Raw genomic sequence first — 20,163 nt, forward strand, 5'->3', positions numbered from 1 at the left:
GGCCTTGGTTAGTGGTCCGCGATCTCGCGGGACTTCAGGTCGATGCCGATGAAGCTCATGAGGAAGTCGGCAAAGGTGCCGAAGAGCACGCCGATGGTCGGGATGAGAGCCATGGTCAGCAGCGCGAAATACAGATGGCTCTCGTTGTACAGGTTGGTCCACCAGGCTTCCCAGCCGGAGAACTTGCGAGTGTCGGCCACGATGACGATGTTTGAAACCTTGGCCGCTGCGGCCAGTGCGAACTCCGGCAGCGCCAGACCCACGAACAGGCACCATGTGAACAGCTTCGTGAAGCGGATTTTCATTGGGCTCCTCCTTCCAAAATGACGTTTCTACTAGACCCCTGCCACTGTTCCGGCCACCGTGGTGCGGACTTGAACCCACTTGGCCGGCATTGTCCGTCTTTCGTGATTATTCCTTGAGCAAGGCCTGTGCCACGCGAAAAAGCTTGACGGAATCATTGGAAATGTTTTAGTCGTGCAAAACTGGTGTGCGCGACTTGCGGCATTGCGCAAGGTTGTTTTGCGGTTGAAAACGTTCATTTTTGCGCGAATCGGCGCCTGTGATGGCGGAGGGGGATTGATGGCGTGGAGTCCCAATCGTGCGAAGGCGGAGGCCGATGCGAGGCAGCATTTCTTCGCCACCTGGAGCGTGCAGAAAAAGCTCCTTGTGTCGCTTATTCCTTCCATCGCCTTGATTCTGGTGTTCACCGGCTATGTGACCAACCTCTATTCCACCCGTTACCTGAACCAGTCCCTGCATCGCACGGCGCAGACCCAGAACCTGGCGCAGGCGATGGACTTCGAGGCGCTGCTGGAGTTCTTCCGCAAGGGGATTGTGGTGGTAGCGGAGTCAGGGCAGGTGGGGCGCGATTCCCTCACCGCCGCGTACAGGCAGTGGTCGGTGTATCGTCCCGGCATAGTGGCGGAACTGGCCTTCGTGGGGTTGAACGAGGCGGACACGCTGCTGCTGGTCCCGGTGGATGGCAAGCTGGCCGAAATCAGCCAAGGCCAGTACCAGTTCATCAAGAACAGCCCCATGGTGCTGGCGCAGAAGGCCCATGAGATCCGCCCCGGCTGCACGCAGCTCTCTGAGCTGACCGAGGTCGCCTATCCGCCTTCAGCATTTCCCGAGGCTCCCCGCGCCCGCAGCATGGACGTCTACCGCATGCTCACGCCGGTGTTCGATGCCCAGTCCAAGCTGCGCGGGCACCTCATCGTCTCCATCGACGCCTTGGCCCTGCGCAACATCCTGTCCCTGTACAACTCCCCGAAATCGCCCCTTTTCTCGTTCGCGCGGTCCAGTGAGAACCGCTTCAGCTTCTTCTTCGACGCGGAAGGCTGGATGCTCTTCCAGTCTGAAAACCACGAGGACCGCGGCAAGGAGCTGTCCGTCGAAATCGCCCGGTTGGGCATGACGGGCGACTACGGCATGCCCGAGTACCACAAGGCGTTTCGTCCGTCGACACGGCACGAGTCTTACTGGCGCATGATCGTGGAGACACAGGCCGGGCAGCAGGGGCTCATGGAGGCGGAGGCGCTGCCCACCGCGGCGGGCATTCTGAGCGACCAGCACTTCCTCGTCTATGCGCCGGTTCGCTTCCGCGCCCAGCCGGACAAGGACGCCGAAATCATCGGCGGCCTGGCCTATGTCGACCGCAGCCGCCTGGCCGACGCGGCAGAGTTCCGGCACATGGACGTCATGGCCGTCATCACCGTCGTCGTGGTCGCGCTCATCGTGCTGCTGGTGATCTTCATCAGCAGGGTGATCACCCGGCCCGTGCTGACGCTGGCCGCGGAGATCAGCGCCATCTTTGAGGAAAACTCGCTGCGGCCAGTGCGGCTGGCCAGCTACGACCGCGAGTCAATGGTGCTGAAGGATGCGCTGAACAAGATGATCAAGGCCATCCAGGACAAGCAGGAGCAGATTCGCCAGCGTGATGAGCACATCCAGATGGTCTCGCAGCGGCAGAAGGTGTCCTTTGACGGTGAGCTTCCGGCGAGCCTTGGCTGGCAGCTGGTGGGCGAGATACCGGACCTGATCGGCCAGAGCCCGCTCATGAACTCCTTGCAGAGCATGATCCGCAAGGCCGCGGGCTCGGAGGCGGATGTGCTGGTGGTGGGCGAGACCGGCACAGGCAAGGAGCTGACGGCCGAGGGCATCCACAAGTTCAGCTCGCGTTCGACCAAGCCGTTCATATCCATCAATTGCGGCGGGTTGGACGAGAACCTGCTCCTCGACGCGCTCTTCGGCCACGTCAAGGGCGCCTTCACCGAGGCCAATGCCGACCGCAAGGGCGCGTTCCTGGCGGCCAACGAGGGAACCCTGTTCCTGGACGAGATCGGCACCGCCTCGGACAAGGTCCAGAAGGCGTTGCTGCGCGCGCTGTCCGTGCGCCGCATCCGGCCTCTGGGCAGCGACCAGGAGATCGACTTCAACGTGCGCGTGGTGGCCGCCACCAACGTGGACCTCATGGAACTGGTGCAGCGGGGCGAGTTCCGCGAAGACCTCTACTACCGCCTCAAGGTCATCACCATCCAGACCCCGGCGCTGCGCCAGCGCAAGGAGGACATACCCCTGCTGGCCAACCACTTCCTGAAGGAGTCGGCTTTGCATTCGCGTCGCGGCGAGATGGGGCTGTCGCGGGGGGCGCTGGAAAAGCTCATGGCCCATGACTGGCCCGGCAACGTGCGCGAGCTCAAGAACTGCATCACGCGGGCCATGGCCTTTGCAGACGGCGAGGTGCTCTACGCCGAGGATCTCGTGTTCGATGACACCATGCTCTCGCCCCAGGTGCATTGGGACTCCGCCGAGGCGCGTGCCTTTGCCCCCAGGCCGCATGAATTGCCGCCCAGGGGAGTCGCGCAAGATCAGCCCCAGTCCTCGCCGCGCCCTCCGCAGATTGCGCAATCGTCTGGGAAGAGCGGAAACCCGCGACACGACATTGCCATCGGTCTGGCAAAAGCCGGGGGCAGCTTCACCCGCCTGGACTACCAGAACGCCCTGGGCGCGGACGTCTCGCAGCGCACGGCCCAGTATGATCTGCAGACGCTTGTCAAGGGCGGCGTGCTGCGCAAGACGGGAAAGGGACCGGCTACGCAGTACTCCTTGGGCGAGGTGTAGCGTGTCTATTTCTGGCGGTTGCGCGAAGGCGTCATCTACGGATTGCGCGATCTTGCTGCGCGCGATTTTGTGTTGCGTTCGTTGCGCGAAATTCTCTGGGAGCGCGCGGCATGCATAGCGAAATCCTTGAGAACTTGAAGCGCTTCTTATGCTTCCTGTTCGGCAGTGGCAGGGCCTGCGTTGACGACCTGGCTGTGCAGGAGCTTTTCCGAAAGAAGTACAGGCACTTCCAGGAGCTTCTTGAGTCCAACTCCGAGTTGTTGAAAATCGTCTCGGACATGGAACTCAAGCTCCAGGGCGGCCAGCTCTTCGGAATGTCCTACGTGCGCAGCCAGGCCACACGGGCCGTGTTCCATGCCTTGCGCCTGGCGGCGAGCTTCGAGAGCCTCTCGGGCAAGCCGAACCCGAACCTCCGGGCAAAGGTTGAGGAATTGCAGGAGCGCATCAAGGCCGAGCTCGAATCACGCAAGGAACTCCAGGACCAGGAACGTGTCCTGTCGTATTCTCAGATAACACGAGAGATGGTCGACGCCGTTGGCGGCAAGAGCGCCAACCTGGGCGAGGTGAAGAATCGCGTGGGGCTGCCGGTGCCGCGCGGGTTCGCCATCACCACGAGCGCCTTTCGGCTCCTGTTCGAGCAGGCGGGCTTGTGGGACGAGATCAAGCGCATCAAGCTCGGCATCATCCCGGATGCCCCGAATTCCCTGGAAGAAGCCAGCGAGGACATCCAGCGCGCCATCCTGAGCGCGGCCATGCCCGCGGACCTCGAACAGGAACTGCTTGACGCGCACTCGCGGCTTGCGAGGGAATGCGGCCTGGAGCCGGACGAACTCCGCGTGGCCCTGCGCTCTAGCGCCTTGGGTGAGGACAGCGAGCTCTCCTTCGCCGGGCAGTACCTGTCTGTGCTGAACGTCCCGCGCCAGCGCCTGCTGACCAACTATCGCTACGTGCTGGCCAGCCTGTACACCCCGCGCGCCATCTCCTACCGCCTGCTCAAGGGCATCGTGGACGAGGACATGGCAATGAGCGTGGCCTGCCTGGAGATGATCGACTCGGTGGCCAGCGGCGTCATGTACACGCGACACCCCTTCCACGCCAGCGACGACCGCATCCTTATCAACGCGGTCTGGGGGCTTGGCCCTTACGCAGTGGATGGAGTCATCACGCCGGACAGCCTTTCGGTGGACCGCAAGGATTTGTCCATAAAGGACTGGCGCGTTGCCGAGAAGCCTGTCCGGCTTGTCTGCGCGCAGGGCGGAAAACTTGTCGAAGAGCCGGTGCCGCAGGAGGACCAGGCGCGCCCCTGCCTGAGCGAGGCCCAGGTCGGCGTTCTGGCCGACTATGCGCTCAAGCTGGAGAAGCACTACGGCCTGGCCCAGGACATCGAGTGGGCGCTGACTCCCGGCGGCGAGCTGCTGGTGCTGCAGTCGAGACCGCTTGGGGTGGTGCCGGGGGTCCAGGGAGTCCCGGCGGGCATGCCGACCATTGAGGGACGCGACATTCTGGTTCAGGGCGGCGAGGTTGCGCAGCCCGGCGTCGGCTCCGGCCCGGCCTTCCACGTCACCTGCGACGACGACCTTCCGGCGTTTCCGGAGGGCGGCGTGCTTGTGGCGGCGCACTCCTCGCCAAAGTTCATGGTGGTGATGCAGAAGGCCCAGGCCATCCTGGCGGATTCCGGCAGCATCACCGGGCACATGGCCTCGCTCACGCGGGAGTTCGGCGTGCCGACCATCCTTGGGCTCAAGACAGCCACCCGCGACATCCCCCCCGGGGCCATGGTCACGGTGGACGCCTACACCGGCAGGGTCTACGCCGGGGCGGTGGACGAGCTGCTGGCCTTCAAGGCCGAGAAGACCACCCTCATGGCCGGAACTCCCGTTTATGAGGTGCTGACCCGCGTGGCCCGGCACATCGTGCCCTTGCGCCTCACCGATCCCAAGTCGCCGGATTTCAAGGTGGCATCCTGCGCGACCCTGCACGATCTCATGCGCCTGCTGCACGAGCGCTCCTACGGCGAGATGTTCACCCTGAGCGACATGGCCTCGGGCGAGACCGGCGTGTCCCGGCGCCTGCGCGCCCAGACCGGGCTCGACCTGCACGTCATCGACCTGGGCGGCGGCGTGGACCCGGAGGCGCCGCTCGGGCGCAACCTTCGGCCCGAGGACGTCATCTCCAAGCCTTTCGCGGCGCTCTTGGGTGGGCTGGTGCTGGACCAGGAGCAGCTCTCAACGCCCAGACCCGTGCAGGTGGGCGGGCTTTTGTCGGTCATGGGCCAGCAAATGATCCAGAACCCGGCGGCCGATGGTCAGCGCTTCGGCGACCGCAGCTACGCCATCATCTCAGACAAGTACCTGAACTTCAGCTCGCGCGTGGGGTACCATTACGGCGTGCTCGACTGCTACTGCGGCCGCACCGAGAGCAAGAACTACATCACCTTCTCCTTCAAGGGCGGCGCGGCGGACGACGTGAAGCGCGCGCGCAGGGCGCGGGCCATCGGGCTGATCCTGGAAGGCCTGGGCTTTTCCGTGGACGTGACCGGCGACCGCGTGGTGGGCCGCCTGCACAAGCGCGATACCGAGGAGACCCTTGAGAAGCTCTGGCTCATGGGCAAGCTTCTTCAGTTCACCCGCCAGACGGACATGCTCATGACCGACGAGAAGAGCGTGCACGCCCTGGCCGACTGCTTCCTGACCGGGCGCTACGTGCTGGACGGGTCCTGCCCCCTTACGGAACAGGCCCAAAAAATGCGGAAAACGAAGGACAACCAGGCCTCGTAGCCCAACAGCTGGTTTGCAGTCATGCCAGGAACGCAAAGGCGCGCGGCTGTGCGTGGCGGCGTGGCGCCGCGGGGCGGCTAAAGCGCTGTGACGGTGGAACCGGCGGCGCGTTCCAGGGTGTGGAAGAGCCGCGCCGCCACCTCGTCTGGCTCGATGGAGGTGAGACATTCCCGGCCGCGCTTGCAGGCGGTGCTGCCGTGCAGGGAGCAGGGGCGGCATTGCAGGGGCTGCTCGAGCACCGTGTCGTAGCGCCCGCTGGGGTAGAAGCCCCAGGCCCTGGACGTGGGGCCGAAGAGGGCCACCACGGGGGTGCCCACGGCGGTGCCAAGGTGCATCGGGCCGGAGTCCGCCGTGACCAGGGCCTTGGCCTGGGCGATGAGCGCGCAGGTTTCGCGCAGAGACGTGCGGCCCGTCAGGTTGCGCGGGTCGTCCAGGGCTTCCAGGTGGTCCGGGTTCTTGCCGATGATGATCCAGTCAAGCCCGGCGCGTTCAATGAGAGGGATGAGCGAGAGCCAGTAGCCCATGGGCCAGGCCTTGTCCGGGTGCGTGGCGAAGGGGTGCAGGGCCACAAAGGGCTTTGTCAGGCCGATGTGCGAGAGGTGTGTCCGGGCTGCTTGGGTCTCGGCCTCGGACAGGTAGATGACAGGCCTGAGCTCCTCCACCGGGGGCGGCGTCGCATCCAGCGCCAGGGCGTAGCGCTGAGGAACGTTCAGCGCGCTCAAGCGGCGTTCAAGGTAACCGAAGGAAAAGTGGCGGTACAGGCGCCTTGTCATGCCGAACTTGGGATAGTCCCTGGTGTGGCCGTCCCAGTGCAGGTTCAGCGCCATGGAGCGCAGGCTGCGGTGCAGGTCGAGAAAGCCCATGCCGGAGCAGTCCGTGGCGATGCGCCGGGCCTTGCGCCACCAGTCGTGCCCGTCGATCTCGTCCAGGGCCACGGGGATGACCTCGTCCACGGCGGGATGCCCGGCCAGGATGGGAGCCAGCGCGCTCCTGGTGATGAAGGTGAAGCGCAGCCCCTGTGTGCGGTGCCACCAGTCGAGCACCCCCGTGGTCAGGGTGACGTCGCCGAGGGCGCTGGCGCGAAAGACCGCCCATCTGTCAGGAAAATCCCTGGCCATGCGTGAAAACTCCAAGCAATAACGATGTCGGGCATATGCGCCCCGATCTAAAATCATGGCCGGGAATGCGCGCCAAGTCAAGAATTATGGCTGTTGCGCTGCTGGGGGGAAGCTGGTAGTGGATTTCCAGGTCGGCGCACGGCATACCTGCCTGGACCGGTCATAAAAATTATGTTTGAACTCATCCTCGCGGTTGCGCTGGCCACAGCGGTGTCCTTCCTCTGTTCCATCACCGAGGCCGCCTTCTATTCCATTCCCTTGAGCCGCATCGAGCGCATGCGCAAGGAAGGCAGGAAGGCTGGCGAGATTCTTTACGCGCTGCGCATGGACGTGGAAAAGCCCATCACCGCCATCCTGACGCTGAACACCGTGGCGGCCACCGCCGGGGCGGCCGTGGCGGGCGCGGCGGCCGTGCATGTCTTCGGCGACCAGCACCTTGTGCTGTTCACGGCGGGCTTCACTCTGTTGATACTGCTCCTGGGCGAGATTGTGCCCAAGACCACCGGCGTGGCCTATGCCCGGCAGCTGGCCCCGGCCCTAGCCAAGCCGCTGCTGGTCATGGTCTGGGTCAGCATGCCCGTGATCTGGCTTTTCGGTCGGCTGGTGCGGCTCATTCGCAGCCGCCAGACCGAGCCCGACGCCGACGAGGACGACATCCGGGCGCTGGTGACCCTCACGCGGCGCCAGGGCACCCTCAAGCCCTACGAGGAGTCGGCCATCCGCAACATCCTGGCGCTGGACGACAAGCACGTGGAGCAGATCATGACGCCGCGCACCGTGGTGTTCTCGCTCCCGGCGACCATGACCGTGGGCGAGGCCATGGAGGTCAACAAGACCTGGCCGCACACGCGCATTCCGGTCTACGAGGGCGAGGACGCCGAGGAGATCGTGGGAGTGGTCTACCGCAGGCAGGTGTTCGAGGCCGCGGCCAACGACCACCTGGACATGCCGCTTTCCTCCCTCATGCGGCCCGTGCGCTTCGTGCTGGAGAACCTGACGCTGGACCGGCTGCTGCGCAAGTTCCTGGAGAGCCGCATGCACCTCTTCGTGGTGCTCGACGAATACGGCGGCATGGCCGGCGTGGTGAGCCTGGAGGACGTGCTTGAGGAAATGCTCGGCAGCGAGATAGTGGACGAGACCGACCAGTTCGTGGACATGCGCGAGCTTGCGCGGATGCGCCGCAGTGAACTGGTTCCCGGCGCGAAGGCCCCGCAGGCCGGTGGCCCGGGTGGACAATCGCAGCGATAACACGTAAGAACAGGTGCACGTTGTACGGAAGTGAAGAGCCAACAACGCACACAAACGGGAAGACTATGGCCACCAAAGGTGGAAAAGGCATTTACATCGCAGCCCTTGTGCTGTTTTTGGGCGGGGTGGGCTATCTCGTCACCTCCGGCGTGACCAAGGACAGCGTCTATTTTCTGAACGTGGGCGAGGCCCTGGCCACGGACGCCACCCAGCTCAAGCAGGCCCGCCTGTTCGGCAACGTTGCCGCGGAGGGCATCGAGTCCCTGCAGCCCGGCCCTGGCGTCAGTTTTGTCCTGCTGGACAAGGAAACGCCCGGCAAGACCCTGCACGTCAGCTATCGTGGCGCGGTGCCCGACACCTTCAAGGCCGGGGCCGAGGTCATCGTCGAGGGCGGCATGGACACGGCAACCGGCGTGTTCAAGGCCAGCACCCTCATCACCAAGTGTCCCTCCAAGTACCAGAAGCAGAACAGGAGCTAGGCCGCAGGGCGGGGGCGTAACGCACCCGGCCCTCCGTCTCACGCGTCCTGCACACCGGAGCATCGCGCCATGCACATGACCGCCTACATCACCATGCTTTTCGCCCTTATCGGCACCCTGTTCCTGGGGGGCTGGACTGCCGCCGCCTACCTGGCCGGACGCCAGGAGCGCCTTGTGTTCTCCGAGCGCGGCCAGTGGGCCGTCACCTCGCTGCTCATCTTCGCCTCGGGCATCCTGCTCCGGGCGCTGATAATGCGGGACTACAGCTTCCTCTACGTCATGAGCCACGTGGACAATACCTTGGAGCTGGCCTACGTGCTGACGGCCTTCTGGGCCGGCAGCGAAGGCTCGCTGCTGTTCTGGGCCGTGGTCATGGCCATCTCGGCGGCGGCGTTCATCTTCACGCCGGGCTACCGCGCGCTTTCCGAGCGCACCCGCGCCTGGTTCTGGATCGTGTTCTTCGTCATCCAGGCCTTCTTCCTGCTCATGCTCACCTGCTGGGTGAACCCCTTCGTGCAGGCCGCTCCGGCCCCGCCCGACGGCAAGGGCCTGAACCCGCTCCTGCGCAACCCCGGCATGATCTTCCATCCGCCGCTTTTGCTGCTCGGCTACGCCGTGTATGTCATCCCGGCCTGCGCGGCCCTGGGCGCGGCCCTCTCCGGCGACAAGCCCGACTGGATCCGCCCCACGCGCAACTGGAGCATCCTGGCCTGGGTGTTCCTGACCTCGGGCATCATCCTGGGCGGCTGGTGGTCCTACATGGAACTCGGCTGGGGCGGCTACTGGGCCTGGGACCCGGTTGAGAACGCCTCGCTGATCCCCTGGTGCACGGGCACGGCCTTCCTGCACACGGCCATCGTGGGCGCGCGCAGGAACGCCCTGGTCAAAAGCAACATCCTCATCATGGGCATCACCTTCGTCCTCTGCGTGTTCGGAACCTACCTCGTGCGCAGCGGCGTGGTGGAATCCCTGCACGCCTTTGGCGAGGGCGGGGTGGCCGCGCCGCTTCTGTCCTTCATCCTGTTCCTCTCGGCCATTTCAGTCTTCTCGGCGTCCCTCGCCAACACCGACGGCCAGCGCACCCTGGGCGGCCTGCTCAGCCGCGAGGGCCTTCTGGTCATCGCCGCGTGGACGCTTCTGGCGCTCGGCTTCGTGGTCGGCCTGGGCACCATGTGGCCGGTGCTGAGCAAGCTCTGGAGCGCCAAGTCCGTCGGCCTGGACGCCAACTTCTACAATCGTGTCTGCCTGCCGCTCTTCGTGCTGCTGGCGCTGCTGTTCTCCGCCTGCCCGTGGCTCGGCTGGAAAGAGGGCGTGCGTGACAAGCGCGGTCTTGTGGCCGCCGCGAGCGCCTTCGTGATTTCCGCCGGGGCGTTCTACGCCATGGGCTACCGCCTGCCGCTGGCGCTCCTCGGCGCGGCGGGCGCGGTGTCCTGCATCACCACCTCGCTCTTGGCCCTGGGCCTCCTGCCCGAGCTCCGCACGCGCCAGTCCATCGGCGCCGCGGCCATCCACCTTGGCCTTGGCCTCATGGTGCTCGGCGTGGCCTTCTCCGGCCCCTATCAGGTGAGCGCCGAGCGCGACGTGGCCGTGGGCCAGTCCTTCGAGGTGGGCGGCTACACCGTGACCCTGAAGGAACTGCACGAGAAGAGCGCCCGGAACATGGCCCAGCTCATCGCCGAGTTCGAGGTCAAGAAGGGCGACAAGGTGCTGGGCACCGTGATTCCCGAGCGGCGCCTGTACCGTGGCTTCGAGCAGCCCTTCGCCGAGGTGGCGGTGCTGCCCGGCCTGGGTGATGAGATCTTCGCCGTGCTGCTCGGCCTGACAGAAGACGGCGGGGCCTCGGTGAAGTTCAACGTGAACCCCCTGGTGAACTGGGTCTGGATCGGCGGCACCATCTTGAGCGTCGCGCCGCTGTTCATCCTGCGCAGGCGCAAGGGCCGGGACCAGGAGTAGCACCCGTGAGCGCCAGCGCCAGCACACAGGCTTCGCCGAAGCGGTCAGAGCTTCGCCTTGAGGCGCGCCGCGTGGGCAAGTTCTTCGGCTCCAAGCTGGTGCTGCGCGATGTGTCGGCCCAGGTGACGGCGGGGGAGGCCCTGCTGGTGGTGGGCGGCAACGGCGCGGGCAAGACCACGCTGCTCAAGATCATGGCGGGCCTGAGCCGTCCCACGGCCGGAGAGGTCGCCCTCGGCGTCGAACCCGAGGACTGCGCCTACCTGGGGCACGCCACGTTCCAGTATCCGCGCCTGTCGGCCTGCGCCAACCTGACCTTCTGGGGCCGCATGTACGGCCGCTCGCCCAGCCGCGACGAGGTGGAGGCGGTGCTTGAGCGCGTGGGCCTCTCCCGCGTCGCCGACGAGCCCGCCGGGACCTTCTCGCGCGGGATGGCCCAGCGCCTGAATTTGGCGCGGGTGTTCCTCATCAAGCCGAAGCTGGTGTTTCTGGACGAGCCGGGCACCGGGCTTGATCCGGCCTCGCAGGAGCTGCTGCGCCGCGAGATCGAGACCCTGAAAGGCACGGGCGCCGGCGTGGTCTGGGTCAGCCACCATCTGGCGGCGGATCTGCCCTTTGCCGAGAGCGTGCTCTATTTGAAGGACTCCGGCGCGGCCTATTGCGGTCCGGCCAGCGGCTTCGACCCCGCATCGAACGGGGGGGGGCTCACGTGCTGAGGCGCGCCGGGTATATCGCGGCCAAGGACCTGCGGCTTTCCGTGGGCGGCGGGCAGGGCCTGGTGCAGGCCATGCTGCTCGGGCTGCTGCTGATTTTCCTGTTCTCGCTGTCCCGGCCCACGGGTGAGCTGGTCTCGGGCCAGGCCGCGGCGGCCATCTTCTGGCTGGCCTCGGCCTTCGGGCTGGTGCTGGTGTTCAACGACCTGTTCAGCCTGGAGGAGCACCAGGGCTGCCGCCTGGGGCTTTTGTCCTCGCCGGTGCCGGAGCATTCCGTGTGGCTGGGCAAGGGGCTTGCCGGGCTGGGGCTGCTGCTCTTGTCCCAGGCCGTGTTCCTGCCCGCGGCGGCGGTGTTCCTTGGCCAGGACGTGCAGGGCTCCTGGGGCGTGCTGCTTTTGGCGATCCTCGGTGTGGACTGGGGCCTGGTGGCCCTGGGCGCGCTTTTGGGGGCGCTGGCGCAGGGGCAGGGCGCGCGGGAGTCGCTGTTCTCGGTGATTCTTTTCCCGCTGCTTCTGCCGGTGCTCCTGGGCGGCATCCGCATCTTCGCCGGGGTCTTCACCGGCGACGTGGCCCAGGACCAGGGGCTGTGGGCGGGCATCATCGTGGCCTTCGACGCCGTGTTCACCGCGGCGGGTGCGTTTTTGTTCCCGTTCCTGTATACGGGCGAAGAGTAGCGGCTTTAAGCCGCGCGGAGTGTGACCATGCCGAGCATACGAATCCTTGCAGCCCTTTCCGTGGTGGCCCTGGCCGTGGGCCAGTGGTTCATCTGGGCCTACGCGCCCGTGGAAGAGACCATGGGCCTGGTGCAGAAGATCTTCTACATCCACATGCCCCTGGCCTGGTGGGCGCTGGTGAGCTTCTTCGTGGTGTTTTGCGCAAGCATCCGCCACCTCATGACCAGAAGCGCCGCCTCGGACATCCTGGCGGGCTCCGCAGCGGAGCTTGGCGTGCTGTTCTCCGGCCTGGCGCTCATCTCGGGCTCCATCTGGGGGCGCGCGGCCTGGAACGTCTGGTGGACCTGGGACCCCCGGCTCACCACGACGCTCATCATGTGGTTCGTGTACGCCGGCTATCTGGTGCTGCGCGGGGCGAATATGGGCGGCGAGCGCCGGGCCATGGTCTGCGCTGTCCTGGGCGTGGTGGCCTTCCTCGATGTGCCGCTGGTGTTCTACTCGGCGCGCATCTGGCGCAGCGTGCACCCCGCGGTGCTGGCCAGCCAGGGCGGCGGCATGGAGCCGGAGATGTGGCACGCTGTGCTGGCGAATTTGTTGGCCTTCGGCCTCTTGTGGCTCACGATGCTTGTGCTGCGCTTCGGCGTGGGCCGGGCCGAGGAGCGCGCGCAGGCCTTGCTGCAAGGCCGGGAGGTGTAGCGATGAACGGATATCTTGTGGCGGCCAATGTCGCCGTGTGGTTCTTACTGGCGGCCTACGGGGCCTGGCTGGTCCTGCGTGGACGGGCTGTGGACAGACGCCTTAAACAACTGGAGATGCTTAAGTGAGCGCAACGACGAGTCATCTTAATTCCCCCGCGCCCCTGGGCGCAGGCCGCAAGTTCGTGCTGGCGGCGCTTCTGGCGGCGCTGTTCGCCATGTTCGTCGGCTCCTTCGTGTACCGCATGCAGGGCGCCGGGCTGGTGGTCGAGATCAAGCAGGAGCGTGGCCCGATGGGCGGCAAGGGCGGCATGGGCGGCGTCATGGGCGGCATCGACATGGAGCACCTGCGCGAGCTCATGCAGGAAGTTGATAAGAACCCGAACGATCCGAGGGTGTTGCTTGAGCTCGGCAATACCTTCATGATGATGCAGGCCTGGGACAAGGCCCTGGAGTATCTGGACAAGGCCGTAAAGACCTCGCCGGACGACCCCCAGGTGCACCGGGCCATGGGCATGGTGCGTTTCGAGCGCAAGGAGTACCCCCAGGCCCGCAAGTCTTTCGAGACCGTGCTGAAGAAGGAGCCCGGCGACGTGATGGCCCATTACAACATGGGCATCCTGCTCAAGCATTATTTGAAGCTCCCGGCCGAGGGCGACGCGCACTTCCGCAAGGTGGTGCAGCTCGGCTCCGCAAGCCCGGAGATTACCAAGAGCGCCGAGCAGGAGCTGGCGGCGGCGGCCAAATAGCAGGGAGTCCAGATGGTTGCGAGTGCGCCTTGACATGGGCGGATAACTCTCTAAAATACCCGGCTTCAAGGTTGTTGCGGCGGGAAAACGCGTGTTTTTCGCGCCTGGATCATATGTGGTGAATGTAGTTAAAAGAACTCATCTGGAGGAACTCGCGATGAAGTCGAAATGGATCATGACGGTTCTTGGTGTCGCCTTGGCTGGCATGCTGGCCGTTGGTTGCGGCGGCGAGAAAAAGGAAGAGACAAAGGCCGAGGCTCCCAAGCAGGAAGCCCCCGCCGCCAAGAAGCTGGTGCTCGGCGTTGCCGGCGCCCAGTCGGGCGATCTGGCCTCCTACGGCCTGCCCTCCGTCAATGCCGCCAAGCTGGTGGCCAAGGAATTGAACGCCAAGGGTGGCGTGAACGGCATGATGGTCGAAGTGCTGCCCATGGACGACCAGTGCAAGCCTGAACTGGCCACCAACGCCGCCACCAAGCTCGTGAGCGAGAAGGTCAGCATCGTCATCGGCCACATCTGCTCCGGCGCCACCAAGGCCGCCCTGCCCATCTACAAGGACGCCAAGGTCGTGGTCATGAGCCCCTCTGCCACCAGCACCGAGCTGACCCAGAGCGGCAACTACCCCAACTTTTTCCGCACCATCTCCTATGACCTGATCCAGGGCAACGCCGCCGCCGGCTTCGCCACTGCCGAGCTCAAGGTCAAGAAGATCGCCGTCATCCACGACAAGGGCGACTACGGCAAGGGTTTTGCCGAGAGCGCCAAGAAGGCCATCGAGGACGGCAAGGTCGCCAAGGTCGTGCTGTTCGAGGGCATCACCCCCGGCGGCGTGGACTACTCCGCCGTCATCCAGAAGATCAAGGCCGCCGGCGCGGACTGCGTGCTCTTCGGCGGCTACCACCCCGAGGCCTCCAAGATCGTCACCCAGATGCACAAGAAGGGCATGAAGATCGCCTTCGTGTCTGACGACGGCGTGAAGGACGACACCTTCATCAAGACCGCCGGTCCCGACGCCGAGGGCGTGTACGCCACCGGTCCCCAGATCCTGGCCGACAACGAGGTCTTCAAGAAGGCCCTGGCCGACCACCAGAAGGAATTCGGCTCCGAGCCGGGCGCCTTCTACTCCCAGGCCTACGCCGCCGCCCAAGCCCTGCTGAACGCCGTGGCCAAGGCCGGCAGCACCGACTACGACAAGGTCGTGGCCGCCCTGCGCAGCGAGTACATCGAGACCCCGGTCGGCAAGATCAAGTTCGACGCCAAGGGCGACGCCGAGGGCGTGAGCTTCTCCGTCTACCAGGTGAAAGACGGCAAGTACGTACTGGTGAAGTAGCCTCCGCCGCCCGGCATCCGGGTGAGCGATAATCTGCCAGGGGGCGGGGGCGTTTGGCGCCCGTCCCCTGGTTCTGTAAGGCCGCCCCCGGGTCCCCCCCCGATCGGCCAGGTGGTTTTTTGAAATGGAATATTTCCTACAGCTATTTTTCGGCGGCCTGAGCCGGGGCAGCGTCTACGCGCTCATCGCGCTGGGCTACACCATGGTTTACGGCATCATCGAGCTCATTAATTTCGCCCACGGCGAGATCTACATGATCGGCGCCTTCATGGGCCTCATCGTGGCCGGGGTGCTGACCGCGCTCGGCTGGCCCGCGCTGTCCATCCTGGCCATCGCGCTGGTGGTCTCGGTCCTGTACTCCGCCGCCTACGGCTACACGGTGGAGAAGATCGCCTACAAGCCGCTGCGCAACGCACCGCGCCTGGCCCCGCTCATCTCGGCCATCGGCATGTCGATCCTGCTCCAGAACTACATCATGCTCGCCCAGACCCCGGACTTTCTGCCTTTCCCCCGCCTCATCCCCGAGCTTGAGTTCATGGACCGCTTCAGCAACTACCTCGGCACGTCGGACATGTTCATCATCGTCACCTCGCTGGTGGTCATGATCGCGCTGACCTTCTTCATCAAGTTCACCCGCATGGGCAAGGCCATGCGCGCCACCGCCCAGAACAGGAAGATGGCCATGCTCGTCGGCGTCAACGTCGACCAGGTCATCAGCGCCACGTTCGTCATCGGGTCGAGCCTGGCGGCGGTCGGCGGCGTGCTCATCGGCGCGCACGTGGGCCAGATCAACTTCGCCATCGGCTTCCTGGCGGGCATCAAGGCCTTCACTGCGGCGGTGCTTGGCGGCATCGGCAGCATTCCCGGCGCCGTGCTGGGCGGGCTGGTGCTGGGCTGGGCCGAGAGCTTCGCCACAGGCTATGTTTCGAGCGACTACGAAGACGTTTTCGCCTTTCTGCTGCTCGTGGTCATCCTGATCTTCCGCCCCGCTGGCCTGCTCGGCAAGCAGCGGGCGCAAAAGGTGTAGCGCCATGGTTGCCGCAAACATCATCAAACACCTCAAGGGCGCGCTCATCGCCTCGATCTGGCTGGCGTTTCTGACCCTGCCCATCATGGTCATCCGCGTGGACACGGTTGAGAAGACCGTGACCTGGCGCTGGATGCACCTGGCCTACATGGCCGTTGGCAGCTTCGTGCTGGCCTTCATCTGGAACATCTTCCTGGAGCGGCGCGACCGCGGCCAGGCCAAGAAAGCCCTGGAGACCGTGGAGCGTGTCTCGGCCCTCTCCCAGTTCCTGTCCGATCCGCGCTTCGCCCGTCCGCTCATGGCCTTCGGGTTCCTTGTGGCGGCGGCCTTCCCCTGGTTCTTCTCCATGTACCAGACGAACATCCTGGTCAGCGCGCTGATCTACGTGGTGCTCGGCCTGGGCTTGAACATCACGGTGGGCCTGGCCGGTCTGCTGGACCTGGGCTACGTGGCCTTCTACGCCGTGGGCGCCTACACCTACGCGCTTTTGAACTACCACTTCCACCTGGGGTTCTGGGCCGTGCTGCCCATGGGCGCGGTCATGGGCGCGTTCTTCGGCATCCTGCTGGGCTTCCCGGTGCTGCGCCTGCGCGGCGACTACCTCGCCATCGTGACGCTCGGCTTCGGGCAGATCATCCGCCTGGTGCTGGAAAACTGGAGCGCGTTCTCCTTCGGCCCGAGCGGCATCTCCAACATCGACAGGCCTGGGCTCTTCGGCATCACCTACTCGGTTGAGCAGGCCACCACCTACATGTACTACATCATGCTGGCGCTGGTGGTCCTGACCATCTTCGTCACGGCCCGCCTGAAGGATTCTCGCATCGGGCGGGCCTGGCTGGCCCTGCGCGAGGACGAGATCGCCTGCCAGGCCATGGGCATCGACAACACCCGCGCCAAGCTCATGGCGTTCGCCCTGGGCGCGACCCTGGCCTCGCTCATGGGCGTTGTCTTCGCGGCCAAGACCACCTTCATCAACCCCGCGAGCTTCACCTTCATGGAGTCGGCCATGATCCTGGCCATCGTGGTGCTGGGCGGCATGGGCTCGGTCCTGGGCGTCATCCTGGGCGCGTTCATGCTCATGCTGCTGCCCGAGTACCTGCGCGCCTTCTCCGAGTACCGCATGCTCATCTTCGGGGCCACCATGGTGCTGATCATGGTCTTCAGACCCCAGGGGCTGGTTCGCGCCAAGCGCAAGGTCTACAAAATCAACACGGAAGCGGCGGGCTAGGCCATGGCGCAGAACATGAACGAACTGAACAACCAGAACACCGTGCTCTCGGTGCGCAACGTGAGCATGAACTTCGGCGGCCTGCGCGCGCTTTCCGAGGTCGACCTGGACGTGCACCCCGGCGAAGTGGTGGCGCTCATCGGCCCAAACGGCGCTGGCAAGACCACCTTCTTCAACTGCATCACCGGCATCTACACCCCCACCGAGGGCGTGGTGACGGCCTACCCCAAGACCGGCAAGCCCCGTCGCATCAACGGCATGCGCACCAACCTGGTGTGCGAGCTTGGCATGGCGCGCACCTTCCAGAACATCCGCCTGTTCCCGTCCATGACGGCGCTTGAGAACGTCATGATCGGGCGGCACTGCCGCACCAAGACCGGCATTCTGGGCGCGGTGCTGCGCGGTTCGGGCACCCGGCGGGAGGAGCAGGAGGTCGTCGACAAGAGCTACGAGATGCTGACCAAGGTCGGCCTGGAAAAGCTCGCCAACGAGTACTCGCGCAACCTGCCCTACGGCGCCCAGCGCAGGCTGGAGATAGCCCGCGCCCTGGCCACGGAGCCCTTCCTGCTGCTGCTGGACGAGCCCGCCGCGGGCATGAACCCGCAGGAGACCGAGGAACTCAAGCAGATGGTCATCCGCATCCGCGAGGAGTTCAAGGTGTCCGTGCTTCTGATCGAGCACGACATGAAGATGGTCATGAGCCTGTCCGACCGCATCTACGTCATGGAATACGGCCGCATCATCTCCACCGGCACCCCGAAGGAAGTGAGCGAAGACCCGCAGGTCATCCGGGCCTATCTGGGGGAGGACGACGATGCTTGAGCTTAAGAATATCGACACCTTCTACGGCAACATCCAGGCCCTGCGCGATGTGAGCATAAAGATCGGCGAGGGCGAGATCATCACGCTCATCGGGGCCAACGGCGCGGGCAAGAGCACCACGCTCATGACCATCTGCGGCGTGGTGCCGCCGAGAAACGGCGAGGTGCTGTTCCAGGGCCAGTCGCTCGGCGGCGTGTCCCCGGACAAGGTCGTGGCGCGCGGCATTTGCCAGGTGCCCGAGGGCCGTCTCATCTTCCCCGACCTGACCGTGCAGGAGAACCTGGACATGGGCGCCTTTCTGCGCTCGGACAAGGCCGGCATCAGGACCGACCTGGACCAGGTCTTCGCGCTGTTCCCCATCCTGAAGGAACGGCGCGGGCAGCTGGGCGGCACGCTTTCCGGCGGCGAGCAGCAGATGCTGGCCATCAGCCGCGCGCTCATGGCCCGGCCCAAGCTGCTCCTGCTCGACGAGCCCTCCCTTGGCCTAGCGCCGCTCATCATCCGGCAGATTTTCGACATCATCAAGCAGATCAACAGGGAGTCGAACACCACGATCTTTCTGGTGGAGCAGAACGCCAACCAGGCGCTCAAGGTGGCGCACAGGGGCTACGTCATGGAGAACGGGCGCATAACGCTCGAAGATTCCTGCGACAAGCTTCTTGCCAACGACGAGGTCAAGAAGGCATATCTGGGTCTCTAAACGACCTTCGGCCGCACTCGAAACCCGGGAACAAGCCGGGAAAAACGGGAGAAAAGGACCATGCAGGACAAAATCATCGGCAAAGCGCTCACCTTCGACGACGTGCTGCTCATGCCGGACTATTCGGAGGTCCTGCCGGACACGGTGGATGTCGGCTCCATGCTCACCCCGAGCATCCGGCTGAACATCCCGCTTCTGTCCGCCGCCATGGACACCGTCACCGAGGCGCGCATGGCCATCAGCATGGCCCGGCACGGCGGCGTGGGAGTCGTCCACAAGAACATGAGCATCCGCGACCAGGTGCGCGAGGTGGACAAGGTCAAGAAGAGCGAGTCGGGCATGATCACCGACCCCGTGACCGTGCACCCGGACGACAACGTGGGGAAAGTGCTCGACCTCATGAGCGAGTATCGCATCTCGGGCCTGCCCGTTGTCCGCGGCGACAAGCTCGTCGGCATCGTCACCAACCGCGACGTGCGCTTCGTCACCGAATCCACCACCCCGGTGTCCGAGGTGATGACCAGCCGCAACCTCGTCACCGTGCCCGAGGGCATCAGCGACGAGGAGGCCAAGCGCCACCTGCACCAGAACCGCATCGAGAAGCTCCTGGTGGTGGACGAGGAGAACAAGCTCAAGGGCCTGATCACCATCAAGGACATCGAGAAGGTCAAGAAATACCCCAACGCCTGCAAGGACGACCTGGGCCGCCTGCGCGTGGGCGCGGCCGTGGGCGTGGGCCAGGACGGCATCGCCCGGGCCGAGGCGCTGCTGCGCGCCGGGTGCGACTTCCTGGTGCTCGACTCTGCCCACGGACACTCCAAGAACATCCTGGACGCCGCGCGCGTCCTGCGCGCCACCTTCCCCGACGCCCAGCTCATCGGCGGCAACGTGGCCACCTACGAGGGCGCCAAGGCCCTCATCGACGCGGGCGTGGACACTGTGAAGGTCGGCATCGGGCCGGGCAGCATCTGCACCACCCGCATCGTGGCCGGCGTGGGCGTGCCGCAGATCACCGCCATCCTTGAGGCCGGCCGCGCCTGCCGCGAGGCGGGCAAGTGCATCATCGCCGACGGCGGCATCAAGTTCTCCGGCGACGTGGTGAAGGCGCTGGCCGCAGGGGCCGACACCTGCATGATGGGCAGCCTGTTCGCGGGCACCGAGGAAAGCCCCGGCGAGACCATCCTGTACCAGGGCCGCACGTACAAGATCTACCGGGGCATGGGCTCCATCGACGCCATGGCCGCCGGCAGCAGCGACCGCTACTTCCAGGACAAGAGCAAGAAGCTCGTGCCAGAGGGCATCGTGGGCCGCGTTCCCTTCCGGGGCCAGGTCACGGAGAGCATCCACCAGCTGGTGGGCGGCCTGCGTTCCGGCATGGGCTACCTCGGCTGCGCCAGCATCGAGGAGCTCAAGGTCAAGGCCCGGTTCATGCAGATTTCGTCCGCAGGCCTGCGCGAGAGCCACGTCCACGACGTCATCATCACCAAGGAATCTCCCAACTACCGCGTGGAATCCTAGAGCGCGCGAAGCAGG

At 65.1% G+C, this 20,163-nt stretch carries 18 protein-coding genes; 16 read left to right on the forward strand and 2 right to left on the reverse strand.

Annotated elements, in window-relative coordinates; all coding sequences use genetic code 11:
- Positions 1-8 precede the first annotated feature (8 nt).
- The gene (locus tag RDU24_RS04800; RefSeq protein WP_308734599.1) at positions 9-305 is read right to left on the reverse strand and encodes a DVU0150 family protein; all 297 of its coding nucleotides are present in this window, start codon (positions 303-305) and stop codon (positions 9-11) included.
- Between the two features lie 277 nt (positions 306-582).
- On the opposite strand from RDU24_RS04800, the gene RDU24_RS04805 reads away from it, so the two are divergent.
- Together RDU24_RS04805 and RDU24_RS04810 are read left to right on the forward strand one after the other, a co-directional pair.
- Positions 583-3,123, forward strand: a complete 2,541-nt coding sequence (locus tag RDU24_RS04805; RefSeq protein ID WP_308734600.1) for a sigma-54 dependent transcriptional regulator — start codon at positions 583-585, stop codon at positions 3,121-3,123.
- A 110-nt stretch (positions 3,124-3,233) separates the two neighbouring features.
- Positions 3,234-5,900, forward strand: coding sequence for a PEP/pyruvate-binding domain-containing protein (locus tag RDU24_RS04810; RefSeq protein ID WP_308734601.1), 2,667 nt, complete (start codon positions 3,234-3,236; stop codon positions 5,898-5,900).
- Positions 5,901-5,977: 77 nt separating this feature from the next.
- On the opposite strand, the gene RDU24_RS04815 is transcribed toward RDU24_RS04810, so the two are convergent.
- On the reverse strand, positions 5,978-7,018 hold the full coding sequence (locus RDU24_RS04815; RefSeq protein WP_308734602.1) for a glycosyltransferase family 9 protein: 1,041 nt from the start codon (positions 7,016-7,018) through the stop codon (positions 5,978-5,980).
- A 171-nt stretch (positions 7,019-7,189) separates the two neighbouring features.
- Here RDU24_RS04815 and RDU24_RS04820 point away from each other — a divergent pair, with 171 nt between their 5' ends.
- The 14 genes from RDU24_RS04820 (at position 7,190) to guaB (ending at position 20,148) form a co-directional block, all read left to right on the forward strand.
- A complete protein-coding gene (locus RDU24_RS04820) occupies positions 7,190-8,266 on the forward strand; it encodes a hemolysin family protein (protein WP_308734603.1) in 1,077 nt (358 codons plus the stop codon).
- Positions 8,267-8,331: 65 nt separating this feature from the next.
- Complete coding sequence (locus RDU24_RS04825; RefSeq protein WP_308734604.1) at positions 8,332-8,745, forward strand: cytochrome c maturation protein CcmE; 414 nt, start codon at positions 8,332-8,334, stop codon at positions 8,743-8,745.
- 69 nt (positions 8,746-8,814) lie between these two features.
- Entirely contained in the window at positions 8,815-10,698 is a 1,884-nt protein-coding gene (locus RDU24_RS04830; protein WP_308734605.1) for a heme lyase CcmF/NrfE family subunit, read from the forward strand.
- 5 nt (positions 10,699-10,703) lie between these two features.
- Positions 10,704-11,411 (forward strand): ABC transporter ATP-binding protein, encoded by a 708-nt coding sequence (locus RDU24_RS04835; RefSeq protein ID WP_308734606.1) that lies wholly within the window; start codon positions 10,704-10,706, stop codon positions 11,409-11,411.
- On the forward strand, positions 11,405-12,082 hold the full coding sequence (locus RDU24_RS04840; RefSeq protein WP_308734607.1) for a heme exporter protein CcmB: 678 nt from the start codon (positions 11,405-11,407) through the stop codon (positions 12,080-12,082). The genes RDU24_RS04835 and RDU24_RS04840 overlap by 7 nt, the downstream gene beginning before the upstream one ends.
- 27 nt (positions 12,083-12,109) lie before the next feature.
- Positions 12,110-12,778 carry a cytochrome c biogenesis protein CcsA gene (gene ccsA, locus RDU24_RS04845; RefSeq protein ID WP_308734608.1) on the forward strand — a complete coding sequence of 223 codons (669 nt, stop codon included), beginning with the start codon at positions 12,110-12,112 and terminating at the stop codon, positions 12,776-12,778.
- Positions 12,779-12,780: 2 nt separating this feature from the next.
- The gene (locus tag RDU24_RS04850) at positions 12,781-12,906 is read left to right on the forward strand and encodes a CcmD family protein (protein ID WP_308734609.1); all 126 of its coding nucleotides are present in this window, start codon (positions 12,781-12,783) and stop codon (positions 12,904-12,906) included.
- Positions 12,903-13,526 (forward strand): tetratricopeptide repeat protein, encoded by a 624-nt coding sequence (locus RDU24_RS04855; RefSeq protein WP_308734610.1) that lies wholly within the window; start codon positions 12,903-12,905, stop codon positions 13,524-13,526. The genes RDU24_RS04850 and RDU24_RS04855 overlap by 4 nt, the downstream gene beginning before the upstream one ends.
- A gap of 157 nt (positions 13,527-13,683) precedes the next feature.
- Entirely contained in the window at positions 13,684-14,853 is a 1,170-nt protein-coding gene (locus tag RDU24_RS04860) for a branched-chain amino acid ABC transporter substrate-binding protein (protein ID WP_308734611.1), read from the forward strand.
- Between the two features lie 124 nt (positions 14,854-14,977).
- Entirely contained in the window at positions 14,978-15,880 is a 903-nt protein-coding gene (locus RDU24_RS04865) for a branched-chain amino acid ABC transporter permease (protein WP_308734612.1), read from the forward strand.
- 22 nt (positions 15,881-15,902) lie between these two features.
- Positions 15,903-17,108, forward strand: a complete 1,206-nt coding sequence (locus RDU24_RS04870; RefSeq protein ID WP_308734654.1) for an ABC transporter permease subunit — start codon at positions 15,903-15,905, stop codon at positions 17,106-17,108.
- Positions 17,109-17,123: 15 nt separating this feature from the next.
- Entirely contained in the window at positions 17,124-17,930 is an 807-nt protein-coding gene (locus RDU24_RS04875; RefSeq protein ID WP_308734613.1) for an ABC transporter ATP-binding protein, read from the forward strand.
- Positions 17,923-18,630: an ABC transporter ATP-binding protein gene (locus RDU24_RS04880; protein WP_308734614.1), complete on the forward strand. Its 708-nt coding sequence runs from the start codon at positions 17,923-17,925 to the stop codon at positions 18,628-18,630. Before RDU24_RS04875 ends, RDU24_RS04880 begins: the two co-directional genes overlap by 8 nt.
- A gap of 60 nt (positions 18,631-18,690) precedes the next feature.
- Positions 18,691-20,148, forward strand: a complete 1,458-nt coding sequence (guaB, locus tag RDU24_RS04885) for an IMP dehydrogenase (protein WP_308734615.1) — start codon at positions 18,691-18,693, stop codon at positions 20,146-20,148.
- Positions 20,149-20,163 lie beyond the last annotated feature (15 nt).

The sequence above is a fragment of the Humidesulfovibrio sp. genome, assembly GCF_031082295.1.
Taxonomy (GTDB): domain Bacteria; phylum Desulfobacterota; class Desulfovibrionia; order Desulfovibrionales; family Desulfovibrionaceae; genus Humidesulfovibrio.